Source organism: Burkholderia sp. Ac-20344 (assembly GCF_017104975.1).
Lineage (GTDB): Bacteria > Pseudomonadota > Gammaproteobacteria > Burkholderiales > Burkholderiaceae > Burkholderia.
The window spans coordinates 1-13,769 of record NZ_JAAGPP010000196.1; the positions used below are offsets into that span (position 1 = coordinate 1).

Genomic DNA, 13,769 nt, shown 5'->3' on the forward strand with positions numbered 1-13,769 from the left:
TCGGCCGATGCCGCTTCCGCCGCGCTGGCTGCGGTCGGCACGACCGGCTGCGGCAGCGCCGTGAAGCCGGCCGCGACGGCAGCAGGCTTGTTCGCATCGCCGATCACCGGCGCGTTGACGGGTTCGGTGGCCGACGCTGCGGCCGCCACGGCCGCCGCCTCGTTCTGCGGGTTCTGGCGGTCGACGAGGTAGAAGTCGAGCACGCGGCGCGCGATCGGGCCGGCGGCCTGCGCCCCCCAGCCGCCGTTTTCGACGACCAGCGCGACGGCGATCTGCGGATGGTCGACCGGCGCGTACGCGATGAACAGCGCGTGGTCGCGCAGGTGCTCGGCAAGCAGGTGGCCCTTGTAGTTGGAGCCTTGCAGCGAGAACACCTGCGCGGTACCGGTCTTGCCGGCGGCGAGGTACGGCGCGCCGCGGAACACCTTGTACGCGGTGCCGGACGGGTTCTCGATCACGTTCTCCATCCCGCGCTTCACGACGTCGATGTCGCCCTGCTTGAGCGGGATCACCTCGCTTTCCTTCGGCACGGTCAGGCGGCGCCCGCGCGAGATCGGATCCTCGACTTCCTTCACGAGGTGGGGCTTCATCACGACGCCGTTGTTCGCGAGCGTCGCGGTCGCGTGCGCGAGCTGCAGGATCGTGAACGAGTTGTAGCCCTGGCCGATCCCGAGGCTGATCGTCTCGCCGTCGAACCACTTCTGCTGCGCGGCCTTCTTGAACGCTTTCTTCTTCCAGTCGGTCGACGGCAGGATCCCGCGCGCCTCGCCCTGGATGTCGATCCCGGTGATCTGGCCGAAACCGAACGGCTTCATGAAGTTCGCGATCGCGTTCACGCCGAGGTCGCGCGCGAGCATGTAGAAGTAGGTGTCGTTCGACACCATGATCGCCTTGTTCATGTCGACCCAGCCCTGGCCCGAGCGCACGTCGTTGCGGAACGTGTGGCCGCCAAACGTGAAGTAGCCGGGATCCTGGAAGCCCCAGCCCGGCGTGCGCTTGCCGAGCGTCAGGCCGGCGAGCGCCATGAACGGCTTGTACGTCGAGCCGGGCGGGTAGGTGCCGTGCAGCGGGCGGTTCAGCAGCGGCTTGTCGGTCGAGTTGTTCAGCTCGTCCCAGGTCTGCTGGTCGATGCCGTCGACGAAGGAGTTCGGGTCGAAGCTCGGCGACGACACGAACGCGAGCACGTCGCCCGTCTTCGGCTCGATCGCGACCAGCGCGCCGCGCTTGCCGGCGAATGCCTGCTCGGCGACCTGCTGCAGCCCGATGTCGAGCGACAGCACGAGGTTGTTGCCGGGCGTCGCCTGCGTGCGCGACAGTGTGCGCACGGGCCGGCCGCCGGCCGTCACCTCGACTTCCTCGAAGCCCGTCAGCCCGTGCAGCTCGGTCTCGTAGCTCTGCTCGACGCCGATCTTGCCGATGTAGTCGGTGCCCTTGTAGTTGTTCGCGTCGCGGCGCGGATCGTAGTTTTCCTGGTCGCTGTCGTTGTCGTCGCTCATCGCGTCGATGCGATCCTGGTCGCGCTTCGAGATCCGGCCGATGTAGCCGATCACGTGCGCGGCCGTCGTGCCGAGCGGATATTGCCGGAACAGCCGCGCGCGCACGTCGACGCCGGGGAAGCGGAAGCGCTGCGCGGTGAAGCGCGCGACTTCCGCGTCGGTGAGCCGCGTGCGGATCGGCAGGCTCTCGAAGTTCTTCGAGTCTTCCTGCAGTTTCTTGAAGCGGCGGCGGTCGCGCGCGTCGATCGGGATGATCTCGGACAGCTTGTCGATCGTGTTATCGAGCGTGTCGTCGAGTTTCGAGGGCGTGATCTCGAGCGTGTACGCCGAATAGTTCTTCGCGAGGATCACGCCGTTGCGGTCGGTGATGATCCCGCGGTTCGGCACGATCGGTGCAACGGAGATGCGGTTTTCCTCGGCCTGCAGCGCATATTTGCCGTGCTGCATCAGCTGCAGGTAGAAGAAGCGGCTCGCGAGCAGCCCGAAGCAGACGAACACGAACACGCCCGCCGCCGCGACGCGCAGGCGGAACTTCGAGAGCTGCTGTTGGGTGTCGTTGAATTCGGTCATGCGGCTAGGGTCTATCTGGCCCGCGCACGGCGTGCGGGTGCGGGCGAGGTGCCGCCCCGGAGCGCGGCGCGCGGCGGGCGTGGAGGCGGCGGGTATTCAAGGCAGGCCCCAGGCTCAGATGGGGCGCGTATCGTCCGGATCGACCGGGCGGCGTTGCGGCATCAGCAGCAGGTGGCTCGCGATCGGCCACAGCGCGGCCTCGACGAAGCCGTCGACCAGGTAGCGCCAGCCCGGGAACGCGGCGCCCATCACGAGGCGGATCACGAACGGCACGAGCTGCGCGACGACCAAGAGCGGCGTGACGTACAGCACCTGTACGCCGATCGGCATCCACAGCACGCGGCGGTGGATCGTGATCGCGCCGTACGACAGCAGCGTATAGGCGAGCGCATGCTCGCCGAGCAGCCCCGCGTCATGCACGTCCATCAGGATGCCGAGCGCGAACGCGACGCCCATCCCGACCTTGCGCGGCTGGTGGATGTTCCAGAACAGCAGCACGAGCGCGACGAAGTCGGGTACGCCGGGCAGGCGGCCCCACGGCATCAGGTTCAGCAGGAACGCGGCAGCGAGGCTGAAGACGATGAAGTACGGATTGACCGGCTGCAGGATGTATTGCGGGCGGTTCATCGCTGGGCTCCTGGTTGCCCGGCCGCGGGCTTCGCGGGCGCGACAGTGGGCTTGGCCGGAGCGGCCGGTGCCGCAGGCGCGGGCTTCGCGCCGGGCTGGACCGCGGCGGCCGGCTTCGCGCTTGCGTCGGCCTTGTCGGTCTTCTCGCCCTTCGCGGCGGCTTTCGCGCCCTTCTTGCCCTTCGCGTTCTTGTCGGCGGCCGGATCGGCCTCGGCCGGGCGCGGCGGGATGTCGTTCTGGTAATGCAGCACGAGCATCTGGCGCGCGCCGCGCACGGCGGCGATCGGCGCACACGTCACGCGCGCGAACGCCGTATCGGCGAGCTTGTCGACGCGCACGACCTTCGCGACCGGCAGGCCGGGCGGATAGACACCGTCGAGGCCGCTCGTGACGAGCTCGTCGCCGACGACGAGATCCGCGCTCGTCGGCACGAAGCGCAGGTCGAGCGAATCGCCTTTCGGCGTGCCGTAGATCACGCTGCGCAGGCCGGTGCGTAGTATCTGCACGGGAATCGCGAGATCGCGGTCGGTGACCAGCGTGACTTCGGACTGCAGCGGGAACACGCGCGTGATCTGGCCGACCACACCGTTCTCGCTGACGACGGGCGCGCCGTTCTGGATGCCCTGCTGCGAACCCTGGCCGATCACGATCTTTTGCGTGAACGGATCGCTGGTGTCGTACTGGATCTCGACCGGTGTCGATTGCGTCGCGATGTGCTGGCGCAGTTCGAGCACCGCGCGCAGGTGCGCGTTTTCCTGCGTGAGCACGGCGGCCTGGTTGGCTTGCGTGGACAGCTGCAGGTTGCGCTTGCGGAGATCGTCGTTCTCGTGGCGCAGCGACGCGCCGGTGACGGCGATGTCGGCCGCGCCCATGAACAGGTCGCGCGGCACGAGCGCGGCGCGCTGCAGCGGATAGAGCACGGTGCCGAGTACGCCGCGGACGATTTCGAGCGTGCTGAAGCGCGCGTCCGAGACGAGGAGCGCGATGGCGACGGCAACGAAGAAGATGAGCCGCGCGAGTGCGGGCGGACCTTGCTTGAAGAGGGGCGGCGGACTGTATTCCATGGTCGGCGCCGGGCGCGAATGATCGGTTAAATGATGCTCAGACGCGCAAACGGCGCGGCGGTTCGTTCTGAACGAGCGATCCGGCCACGCCGCAGGTGCGTCATGTCAGGGAACTGCCTGGACGATCACTCGTACGAGAAGATGCTGCCCAGCTTGTCCATGCGCTCGAGCGCCATGCCCGAACCGCGTACGACGCAGGTGAGCGGATCTTCCGCGACGAGCACCGGCAGGCCGGTTTCTTCCGCCAGCAGGCGATCGAGGTCGCGCAGCAACGCGCCGCCGCCCGTCAGCATCATCCCGCGTTCGGCGATGTCGGCGCCGAGTTCCGGTGGCGTCTGCTCGAGCGCGATCTTCACCGACGACACGATCTGGTTCAGCGGATCGGTCAGTGCTTCGAGGATTTCGTTGCTGGAGATCGTGAAGCTGCGCGGAATGCCTTCCGACAGATTGCGGCCCTTCACTTCCATTTCCTTGACTTCGGAGCCCGGGAACGCGGAGCCGATTTCCTTCTTGATCGCCTCGGCGGTCTGTTCGCCGATCAGCATCCCGTAGTTGCGGCGGATGTAGTTGACGATCGCCTCGTCGAACTTGTCGCCGCCGACGCGGACCGAACCCTTGTACACGATGCCGCCGAGCGAGATCACGCCGACTTCCGTCGTGCCGCCGCCGATGTCGACGACCATCGAGCCGGTGGCTTCCGACACCGGCAGGCCCGCGCCGATCGCGGCCGCCATCGGCTCCTCGATCAGGTAGACCTGCGATGCGCCGGCGCCGTGCGCGGCTTCCTTGATCGCGCGGCGCTCGACCTGGGTCGAGCCGCACGGCACGCAGATGATGATGCGCGGCGACGGCGAGAACATGCGCGACTCGTGGGCCGTCTTGATGAACTGCTTGATCATCTGCTCGGTGACCGTGAAGTCGGCGATCACGCCGTCCTTCATCGGGCGGATCGCCTCGATGTTGCCCGGCACCTTGCCGAGCATCTGCTTGGCTTCCTTGCCGACTGCCTGGATCGTCTTCTTGCCGTTGGGGCCGCCTTCCTGGCGGATCGACACGACGGACGGCTCATCGAGCACGATGCCCTTGCCGCGCATGTAGATCAGGGTGTTTGCGGTGCCGAGGTCGATCGCGAGATCGTTGGAGAAGTAGCTGCGCAAAAAACCGAACATTCAGAATCCTGTTTCGCTCTGGGCCGGCCCTGCATAGCGAGCGCTGAGGGCGGCAGCGGAAAAAATAACAGCCTCGGGAAGCGTGGCGGAAGCGGCCGCCGCGGCGCACGAAGCTGCGAGTGATGTCTACCGGGGATCGCACGAAGCACGCACGGCTTGCCGAAGTGAGGCGAAACGGTGCGGGAAAAGGCTGCCGGGTTTGGGTCGAACGCGTAATGATACCTTATAATTTCTCGGTATTTGAATCGAAACGGGCGGTATTTTTGCCGCTTCGGCCCCGATTTTTGAGGGTGGGATCGCACCCTCCAACCCCCCGCCGCAGTGCTGCTTTCGATGCGCTGCGCAGCCTTGTTTTTCCGGTGATCGCATGGCCCTGACCCTGACCGATGTGAAACGCATCGCGCACCTGGCGCGACTCGAAATGGCCGACGCCGACGCCGAGCACATGCTCGGCCAGCTCAATGAATTCTTCGGCCTCGTCGAGCAGATGCAGGCGGTCGACACCGCCGGCATCGCGCCGCTCGCCCACCCGATCGAACAGATCCAGGAAGTCGCGCAGCGCCTGCGCGACGACGCCGTGACGGAAGTCGTCAATCGCGACGACAACCAGCGTCCGGCGCCGGCCGTCCAGGACGGCCTCTATCTCGTGCCGAAGGTGATCGAGTAAGCATTCGATGACAAGCGCGCCGCCGCCTTCGCGCCGCGCGCCACCCAGAATTCCCAGGAAAACCACTCAATGCACGCAAAAAGCCTGACCGAACTGCGCGCCGCGCTTGCCGCCAAGGAATGCTCGGCCGTCGAGCTCGCGCAGCTCTACCTGAAACGGATCGATGCCGCGCGCGACCTGAACGCGTTCGTCCAAGTCGACGCCGACCTGACCCTCGCGCAGGCGAAAGCCGCCGACACGGAGCTCGCGCGCGGCGCGGGCGGCGCGCTCACCGGCCTGCCGATCGCGCACAAGGATGTCTTCGTCACGCGCGGCTGGCGCTCGACCGCCGGCTCGAAGATGCTCGCGAACTACGAGAGCCCGTACGACGCGACCGTCGTCGCCCGCCTGCAGGCGGCCGGCATGGTCACGCTCGGCAAGACCAACATGGACGAGTTCGCGATGGGCTCGTCGAACGAGAATTCGGCGTTCGGCGCGGTGAAGAACCCGTGGGACACGAACGCGGTGCCGGGCGGCAGCTCGGGCGGCAGCTCGGCCGCCGTCGCCGCGCGCCTCGCGCCGGCCGCGACCGGCACCGACACCGGCGGCTCGATCCGCCAGCCCGCATCGTTCGCGGGCGTGACGGGCATCAAGCCGACCTACGGCCGCGTGTCGCGTTACGGGATGATCGCGTTCGCGTCGTCGCTCGATCAGGGCGGCCCGATGGCGCAGAGCGCGTCCGACTGCGCGCTGCTGCTGAACGCGATGGCCGGCTTCGACGAGCGCGACTCGACGAGCCTCGAGCGCGACGACGAAGATTTCACGCGCCACCTCGGCCAGCCGTGGGCGGCCGGCAACGATGCGGGCAAGCCGCTCGCGGGCCTGCGCATCGGCTTGCCGAACGAGTATTTCGGCGACGGTCTCGCCGACGACGTGCGTGCGACGATCGACGCGGCGCTGAAACAGTATGAAGCGCTCGGCGCGACGCTCGTGCCCGTGTCGCTGCCGAAGACGGAACTGTCGATCCCCGTGTACTACGTGATCGCGCCGGCTGAAGCTTCGTCGAACCTGTCGCGTTTCGACGGCGTGCGCTTCGGCCACCGCGCCGCGCAGTACGGCGACCTGCTCGACATGTACAAGAAGTCGCGCGCGGAAGGCTTCGGCCCCGAGGTGAAGCGCCGGATTCTGGTCGGCACGTACGTGCTGTCGCACGGCTACTACGACGCGTACTACCTGCAGGCGCAGAAGATCCGCCGCATCATCGCGAACGATTTCCAGGAAGCGTTCAAGTCCTGCGACGTGATCATGGGCCCGGCCTCGCCGACGGTCGCATGGGATCTGGGCGCGAAGGGCGACGATCCGGTGCAGATGTATCTCGCGGATATCTACACGCTGTCGGTGAGCCTCGCGGGCCTGCCCGGCATGAGCGTGCCGTGCGGCTTCGGCGCGGGCGCGAACGCGAAGCGCCCGGTCGGCCTGCAGATCATCGGCAACTATTTCAACGAAGCCCGGATGCTGCAGGTCGCCGACGCGTTCCAGCGCGCGACCGATTGGCACAAGCAAGTTCCGGCGGGGGTGTAAGCACATGGCTACTCAGTGGGAAGTCGTTATCGGTCTCGAGACGCACGCGCAACTGTCGACCGTCTCGAAGATTTTTTCGGGCGCGCCGACGCAGTTCGGCGCCGAGCCGAACACGCAGGCCTGCCCGGTCGACCTGGCGCTGCCGGGCGTGCTGCCGGTGCTGAACCGCGGCGCGGTCGAACGCGCGATCCGCTTCGGCCTCGCGATCGGCTCGACCATCGCGCCGCGCAGCATCTTCGCGCGCAAGAATTATTTCTACCCCGATCTGCCGAAGGGCTATCAGATCAGCCAGTACGAGATTCCGGTCGTGCAGGGCGGCCAGATCACGATCCAGGTACCCGCCAACGAAAAGGCCGGCAAGGAAGCGTACGAGAAGACGGTCAACCTGACCCGCGCGCACCTCGAGGAAGATGCGGGCAAGTCGCTGCATGAAGACTTCGCCGGGATGACCGGGATCGACCTGAACCGCGCGGGCACGCCGCTGCTCGAGATCGTCACCGAGCCGGAAATGCGCAGCGCGGCCGAGGCGGTGGCCTACGCGAAGGCGCTGCACGGGCTCGTCGTGTGGCTCGGCATCTGCGACGGCAACATGCAGGAAGGTTCGTTCCGCTGCGATGCGAACGTGTCGGTGCGTCCGGTCGGCCAGGAGAAGTTCGGCACGCGCGCGGAAATCAAGAACCTGAACTCGTTCCGGTTCCTCGAGGAAGCGATCAACTACGAAGTGCGTCGCCAGATCGAGCTGATCGAGGACGGTGGCGAAGTCGTGCAGGAAACGCGCCTCTACGATCCGGACAAGCGCGAGACGCGTTCGATGCGCAGCAAGGAAGACGCGCACGACTACCGCTACTTCCCCGACCCCGACCTGATGCCGCTCGTGATCGGCCGGGACTGGATCGAGCGCGTGCAGTCCGGCATGCCGGAGCTGCCGGCCGCGATGCAGCAGCGCTTCGCCGACGAATACGGCGTGTCCGCGTACGACGCGGGCGTGCTGACGTCGAGCAAGGCGATGGCCGCGTATTTCGAGTCCGTGGTCGCGAAGGCTGGCGTGGCGAACGCGAAGATCGCCGCGAACTGGCTGATGGGCGACGTATCGTCGCAACTGAACCGCGACGGCATCGAGATCGACGCGATTCCGGTCTCGGCTGCACAGCTCGCGCTGGTGCTGCAGCGCATCGCCGACGGCACGATCTCGAACAAGATCGCGAAGGAAATCTTCGCGACGATCTGGGACGAGAAGGCGGACGACGATGCCGCGGCCGACCGCATCATCGACGCGAAGGGGCTGAAGCAGATCTCCGACACCGGCGCGCTGGAAGCGATCATCGACGAAGTGCTCGCGGCGAACGCGAAGTCGGTCGAGGAATTCCGCGCGGGCAAGGAGAAGGCGTTCAACGCGCTGATCGGCCAGGCGATGAAGGCGACGAAGGGCAAGGCCAATCCGCAGCAGGTCAACGAACTGCTGAAGAAGAAGCTCGGCTGAGCGTGACCGCGCGTCTGAACCGCGCTTGACGACGGGCCGCTCTGAACCCCTTCGGAGCGGCCCGTTGCGTTTGGTGGATGCGTTATCGTATGCACCACAGCGTCCAACGGAGGAACGAATGGCGAAGCAACCGTCGCTCGACGATTTCCGCGTGCCTTACGGCACGCGCGAGAAGGAAGCCGCAGCATTCAAGCTCGACGCGTTCGATCCGGCCGCGAAGCCGTTCTCGTCGGGGTCGAAGGATGCCGACCGCGAACGGCTGTCGGCGGTGTCGAGCGAGCTCGACGTGCAGCAGGAGCGCCTGCACACGCAGCAGAAGAAACGCGTGCTGCTTGTGCTGCAGGGGATGGATACCAGCGGCAAGGACGGCACCGTGCGCGCGGTGTTCCGCGACGTCGATCCGCTCGGCCTGCGCATCGTGCCGTTCAAGGCGCCGACGCCGATCGAGGCCGCGCACGACTTCCTGTGGCGCGTGCACGCGCAAGTGCCGGCCGCGGGCGAACTCGCGATCTTCAACCGCAGCCACTATGAAGACGTGCTCGTGCCGCGCGTGCTCGGCTCGATCGACGACAAGGAATGCGAGCGCCGCTACCGGCAGATCCGCGATTTCGAGACGATGCTGTTCGAGAACGGCACGACGATCGTCAAGTGCTTCCTGCACATTTCGAAGGACGAGCAGCGCGAGCGGCTGCAGGCGCGCATCGACGATCCGACCAAGCACTGGAAGTTCGACATCTCCGATCTCGACGCGCGCAAGCACTGGGACGCGTATCAGTCCGCCTACCGCGACGCGCTTGCCGCGACGTCGGCCGAGCATGCGCCGTGGTACGTGATTCCGGCGAACTCGAAGACGCATCGCAACGTGATGATCGCCGAGCTGCTGCTGCGCGCGATGACCGACATGAAGCTGGAATTCCCGCCGCCGAAGCCCGAGCTCGAAGGCGTTAAGATCCGCTAAGCTGCCACCCTGTAAAACATCGAACTGAACGGAATCCGACATGATGCGAGTGATTACCGCCAACCTGAACGGCATCCGCTCCGCCGCGAAGAAGGGCTTCTTCGAGTGGCTCGGCGAACAGAACGCCGATTGCGTGTGCGTGCAGGAAATCAAGGTCTCGGCCGACGACCTGCCCACCGAATTCGTCGAGCCGCACGGCTTCAAGAGCTATTTCCACCACGCGGAGAAGAAGGGCTACAGCGGCGCGGGCGTGTACAGCCGCCGCGAGCCCGATGACGTGATCATCGGCTTCGGCAGCAGCGAATTCGATGCCGAAGGGCGCTACGTCGAGGCGCGCTACGGCAAGTTATCGGTCGTGTCGGTGTACGTGCCGTCCGGCTCGAGCGGCGAAGAACGCCAGCAGGCGAAGTACCGCTTCATGGACGCGTTCATGCCGCACCTCGCCGCGCTGAAGAAGAAGCGCGAGGTGATCCTGTGCGGCGACGTGAACATCGTCCACAAGGAAATCGACATCAAGAACTGGAAGAGCAACCAGAAGAACTCGGGCTGCCTGCCGGAAGAGCGCGAGTGGCTCACGAAGCTGTTCGACGATGTCGGCTATGTCGACGTGTTCCGCACGCTCGACCCGCGCGCCGAGCAGTACACGTGGTGGAGCAACCGCGGCCAGGCGTATGCGAAGAACGTCGGGTGGCGGATCGATTACCAGATCGCGACGCCGGGTATCGCCGGTACCGCGAAAAGCACGTCGATCTTCAAGGACATCAAGTTCAGCGACCATGCGCCGCTGACGGTGGACTACGACTACAAGAAGTGACCTCCCGCGCTGCGCTGCGCGCGTAGCAGTCGGATCGTCCGGTCGCCGGATGCAGAAACGGGCCGCATGTCGAACATGCGGCCCGTTTCGTTTGGGGCGGCACGCATGATCGCCGCCCGGCGGCGCTTACTGCTTGATCGACGCCATGTCGATCACGAACCGGTACTTCACGTCGCTCTTCAGCATCCGCTCGTAGGCTGCGTTGATCTGCTGCATCGGAATCGTTTCGATATCCGACGTGATCCCGTGCTCCGCGCAGAAGTCGAGCATTTCCTGCGTTTCCGCGATCCCGCCGATCAGCGAGCCCGCGAGGCGGCGGCGCTTGAAGATCAGGTTGAACACCTGCGGCGACGGATGGTCGTGCTCCGGCGCGCCGACGAGCGTCATCGTGCCGTCGCGCTTCAGCAGATGCAGGAACGGGTTCAGGTCGTGTTGCGCGGCGACCGTGTTCAGGATGAAGTCGAAGCTGTTCAGGTGCGCGTGCATCTGCGCTTCGTCCTTCGAGATCACGACTTCGTGCGCACCGACCCGCTTGCCGTCCTCGATCTTCGACGGCGACGTGGTGAACAGCACGACGTGCGCACCCATCGCGCGCGCCAGCTTCACACCCATGTGGCCGAGGCCGCCGAGCCCGACGATGCCGACCTTCTTGCCGGGGCCGACGTTCCATTGCCGCAGCGGCGAGTAGGTCGTGATCCCCGCGCACAGCAGCGGCGCGGCGCCGGCCGGATCGAGCGTCTCGGGCACGCGCAGCACGAACGCCTCGTCGACGACGAGCTGCGTCGAGTAGCCGCCGAACGTGATGTCGCCGGTCACGCGGTCTTGGCCGTTGTAGGTGCCGACGAAGCCGTTCTCGCAATACTGCTCGAGGCCTTCCTCGCAACTCGGGCAGGTGCGGCACGAATCGACGAGGCAGCCGACGCCGACCAGTTCGCCGACCTTGAAGCGCGAGACCTCCGGGCCGGTCGCGGTCACGCGGCCGACGATTTCATGGCCCGGCACGACCGGATAGATCGTGTTGCGCCATTCGTTGCGCGCCTGGTGCAGATCCGAGTGGCAGACGCCGCAGTACAGGACGTCGATCTGGACGTCGAGGTCGCGCAGCGCGCGACGCTGGAATTCGAACGGGGCGAGCGGCGAGCGCGAATCGGTCGCCGCGTAGGCATAGGTAGTGCTCATGCAATGGGCTCCTTGTCCGGAAAGCATCCGGCGAAACAGACTGCCGTCGCATCATGTGGCGATGCGGCGAGGCAGGACGTCATCGTAAGGAGCGCGGCGCCGCGGCGAAATACACGAAGGTCTGGAAGATTTGCCTATTCCTCTCTAACTGCGCGCAAACAGCCGTCAAAACGCCCTCAAGGTGCTACATTGCGAGCCAGATTCTCTTGCCGGACAGGACCACGCAGATGAGCTTCGCACCCCTTTTCGCCGACTCGGGCGACCGTGTGCAGCGCCGCATGATCGAGCTGCACACGCGCCTCGCGCCGAACGAGGGCGACACGCTCGCAACGCTCGACGGCGTGCGCTTCTTCCGCGTGAGCCGCCCCGCGCCGCGTATGCCGGTGCTGTACGAACCGAGCATCATCGTCGTGTGCCAGGGGCGCAAGCTCGGCTATCTCGGCGACCGTTCGTTCGTCTACGACGCGCAGCAATACCTCGTGCTGTCGGTGCCGCTGCCGTTCGAATGCGAGACCTTCGCGAGCATGGACGAGCCGTTTCTCGCGATCTCGATCCGCGTCGATCTCGCCGTGATCGCCGAGCTCGCGATCCTGCTCGACGAGACGCTCGGCGCGGCCGTCAGCGAACCGGTCGGCGTGTATTCGACGCCGCTCGACGCGCCGCTGGCCGACGCGGTCGTGCGGCTGCTCGAAGCGCTCGCATCGCCGCACGACACGCGCGTGCTGGGCCCGGCGATCATGCGCGAGATCGCGTATCGGGTGCTGACGGGCGAGCAGGGCGACGCGATCCGCGCGGCCCTCGTGCAGCAGCATCACTTCGGCCGCATCGCGAAGGCGTTGCGGCGCATCCATGCCGACCTGAGGACCGATCTCGACGTCGAGACGCTCGCACGCGAGGCCGGGATGAGCCTCGCGGTGTTCCATGCGCAGTTCAAGCACGTGACTGCGACGTCGCCGATGCAGTACGTGAAGGCCGCGCGGCTGCACCAGGCGCGGCTGATGATGGTGCAGGACGGGGTCGGCGCCGGCGCGGCGGCCGCGCGCGTCGGCTATGCGAGCGCGTCGCAGTTCAGCCGCGAGTTCAAGCGGCTGTTCGGCCGCAGCCCGGGCGACGAGGTGCGGTGGATGCGCGAAAGCGGCGCCCGGCCGGTCGGCGACCAGGGGGCGATCGACCGGCCGGCCTGAGCGAACAGCGGCGCGCAGCGGCGGTGCCGCGCGTGTGAAAACGGTGTGCCGCGTTGGCGCGTGTTCAGCGCCGCACGACCTTGCGACGCTGCGCACTGATGCCCGCGTAGTCGGGCAGCGCGTCGACGCGCTTGCCCTCTGCCTTCGCGTACAGCGGCATGAGATCCGGCAGGCGGTTCAGCAGATCCTGGCGGCGGGCGGCGCTGTACGGGTGCGTGTAGATGAAGCCCGTCGCCTTTTTCGCGCGCGTCGCGACCGCGAGCTTGTCCCACAACGTGATCGCCGCACGCGGATCGAAGCCCGCGCGGGCGGCGATGTCGCCGCCGATCACATCGGCTTCGGTCTCGTCGGTCGGGTCGTAGTGGAGCGACTGCAGGCGTTCGCCGAGGTTCAGTGCCTGCGGCAGCGGCTCGCCGACGCCGAACAGCGGCGGCAGCGTGGCCGCGCGCAGCGACGTCTGCGAGGTCACGCTGAAGTTGCTGCGCGCGTGTTCGCGCAGCGCATGCGCGATGCCGTGCGCGAGCAGCACGCCGAGCTCGTCGTCGTTCAGGCGGACGCGGTCGAGCAGGCCGCCGTACACGAGCACCTTGCCGCCCGGCAGGCAGGTCAGGCGAATGTCGCGCGAGCGGATCGCGTTGACGTCCCACGCCCAGCTCTTCACGCGGTCGTTCCATTTCACCGAATACGGCGCGAGCTTCGCGACGATCGCGCGCAGGCGCTTCACGCGCGGCTGGTTCGCGGGCAGCAGGCGGTCGCTGTCGGCGGCGGCCTGCACGATCTGCGCGTATTCGTTCGCGGTGAGCTGCTCGAGCAGCGGCGACGGAATCAGCGTGCGGAAGGCAATGGCGTTGCCGTAGCGGACCTGCTGTTGCGTCTGCGCATAAGCCTTCGCCGATGCGGCGCCGCCGGTCGGCTGCGCGGGTTCGGCGGTGGCCGGCTGGGCGGGGGCGGCGGAAGTCGAAGTCGCCGGCGGTGCCGCCGGTGCAGCGGCCGGCGCGGAG

Annotated in this window: 12 protein-coding genes; 6 read left to right on the forward strand and 6 right to left on the reverse strand. The window is 66.8% G+C overall.

Features of this window, described 5'->3' with window-relative positions; genetic code table 11:
* The 4 genes from mrdA to G3N64_RS35195 form a co-directional block, all read right to left on the reverse strand.
* Positions 1-2,066: penicillin-binding protein 2 (gene mrdA, locus G3N64_RS35180; protein WP_205788261.1), on the reverse strand; the 2,066-nt coding region annotated here is incomplete at its 3' end.
* Positions 2,067-2,180: 114 nt separating this feature from the next.
* A complete protein-coding gene (gene mreD, locus G3N64_RS35185) occupies positions 2,181-2,693 on the reverse strand; it encodes a rod shape-determining protein MreD (protein WP_009687274.1) in 513 nt (170 codons plus the stop codon).
* Positions 2,690-3,757 (reverse strand): rod shape-determining protein MreC, encoded by a 1,068-nt coding sequence (gene mreC, locus G3N64_RS35190; RefSeq protein ID WP_205788262.1) that lies wholly within the window; start codon positions 3,755-3,757, stop codon positions 2,690-2,692. Before mreC ends, mreD begins: the two co-directional genes overlap by 4 nt.
* Positions 3,758-3,882: 125 nt before the next feature.
* Complete coding sequence (locus G3N64_RS35195; RefSeq protein WP_004189550.1) at positions 3,883-4,926, reverse strand: rod shape-determining protein; 1,044 nt, start codon at positions 4,924-4,926, stop codon at positions 3,883-3,885.
* A 367-nt stretch (positions 4,927-5,293) separates the two neighbouring features.
* Between G3N64_RS35195 and gatC the strand changes: the two genes are divergently transcribed.
* The 5 genes from gatC (at position 5,294) to G3N64_RS35220 (ending at position 10,405) form a co-directional block, all read left to right on the forward strand.
* Complete coding sequence (gene gatC / locus G3N64_RS35200; RefSeq protein WP_006477478.1) at positions 5,294-5,593, forward strand: Asp-tRNA(Asn)/Glu-tRNA(Gln) amidotransferase subunit GatC; 300 nt, start codon at positions 5,294-5,296, stop codon at positions 5,591-5,593.
* Positions 5,594-5,662: 69 nt separating this feature from the next.
* Entirely contained in the window at positions 5,663-7,153 is a 1,491-nt protein-coding gene (gene gatA, locus G3N64_RS35205; protein ID WP_205788263.1) for an Asp-tRNA(Asn)/Glu-tRNA(Gln) amidotransferase subunit GatA, read from the forward strand.
* 4 nt (positions 7,154-7,157) lie between these two features.
* Positions 7,158-8,633 (forward strand): Asp-tRNA(Asn)/Glu-tRNA(Gln) amidotransferase subunit GatB, encoded by a 1,476-nt coding sequence (gene gatB / locus G3N64_RS35210; RefSeq protein WP_205788264.1) that lies wholly within the window; start codon positions 7,158-7,160, stop codon positions 8,631-8,633.
* Between the two features lie 118 nt (positions 8,634-8,751).
* Positions 8,752-9,591, forward strand: coding sequence for a polyphosphate kinase 2 family protein (locus G3N64_RS35215; RefSeq protein ID WP_205788265.1), 840 nt, complete (start codon positions 8,752-8,754; stop codon positions 9,589-9,591).
* Positions 9,592-9,631: 40 nt separating this feature from the next.
* Positions 9,632-10,405, forward strand: coding sequence for an exodeoxyribonuclease III (locus G3N64_RS35220; RefSeq protein ID WP_205788266.1), 774 nt, complete (start codon positions 9,632-9,634; stop codon positions 10,403-10,405).
* A gap of 126 nt (positions 10,406-10,531) precedes the next feature.
* Here G3N64_RS35220 and G3N64_RS35225 read toward each other — a convergent pair whose 3' ends face one another.
* On the reverse strand, positions 10,532-11,584 hold the full coding sequence (locus G3N64_RS35225) for an NAD(P)-dependent alcohol dehydrogenase (RefSeq protein ID WP_205788267.1): 1,053 nt from the start codon (positions 11,582-11,584) through the stop codon (positions 10,532-10,534).
* A 227-nt stretch (positions 11,585-11,811) separates the two neighbouring features.
* Here G3N64_RS35225 and G3N64_RS35230 point away from each other — a divergent pair, with 227 nt between their 5' ends.
* The gene (locus G3N64_RS35230) at positions 11,812-12,768 is read left to right on the forward strand and encodes an AraC family transcriptional regulator (RefSeq protein WP_205788268.1); all 957 of its coding nucleotides are present in this window, start codon (positions 11,812-11,814) and stop codon (positions 12,766-12,768) included.
* Positions 12,769-12,832: 64 nt separating this feature from the next.
* On the opposite strand, the gene G3N64_RS35235 is transcribed toward G3N64_RS35230, so the two are convergent.
* On the reverse strand, positions 12,833-13,769 hold a 937-nt coding region (locus tag G3N64_RS35235; protein WP_205788269.1), incomplete at its 5' end, for a M48 family metallopeptidase.

What these genes read in the sequence shown, in the direction of transcription:
- mreD (WP_009687274.1), bottom strand. Translation starts at nt 2,693, where the DNA reads ATGAACCGCCCGCAATACATCCTGCAGCCGGTCAATCCGTACTTCATC.
- mreC (WP_205788262.1), bottom strand. Translation starts at nt 3,757, where the DNA reads ATGGAATACAGTCCGCCGCCCCTCTTCAAGCAAGGTCCGCCCGCACTC.
- G3N64_RS35195 (WP_004189550.1), bottom strand. Translation starts at nt 4,926, where the DNA reads ATGTTCGGTTTTTTGCGCAGCTACTTCTCCAACGATCTCGCGATCGAC.
- gatC (WP_006477478.1), top strand. Translation starts at nt 5,294, where the DNA reads ATGGCCCTGACCCTGACCGATGTGAAACGCATCGCGCACCTGGCGCGA.
- gatA (WP_205788263.1), top strand. Translation starts at nt 5,663, where the DNA reads ATGCACGCAAAAAGCCTGACCGAACTGCGCGCCGCGCTTGCCGCCAAG.
- gatB (WP_205788264.1), top strand. Translation starts at nt 7,158, where the DNA reads ATGGCTACTCAGTGGGAAGTCGTTATCGGTCTCGAGACGCACGCGCAA.
- G3N64_RS35215 (WP_205788265.1), top strand. Translation starts at nt 8,752, where the DNA reads ATGGCGAAGCAACCGTCGCTCGACGATTTCCGCGTGCCTTACGGCACG.
- G3N64_RS35220 (WP_205788266.1), top strand. Translation starts at nt 9,632, where the DNA reads ATGATGCGAGTGATTACCGCCAACCTGAACGGCATCCGCTCCGCCGCG.
- G3N64_RS35225 (WP_205788267.1), bottom strand. Translation starts at nt 11,584, where the DNA reads ATGAGCACTACCTATGCCTACGCGGCGACCGATTCGCGCTCGCCGCTC.
- G3N64_RS35230 (WP_205788268.1), top strand. Translation starts at nt 11,812, where the DNA reads ATGAGCTTCGCACCCCTTTTCGCCGACTCGGGCGACCGTGTGCAGCGC.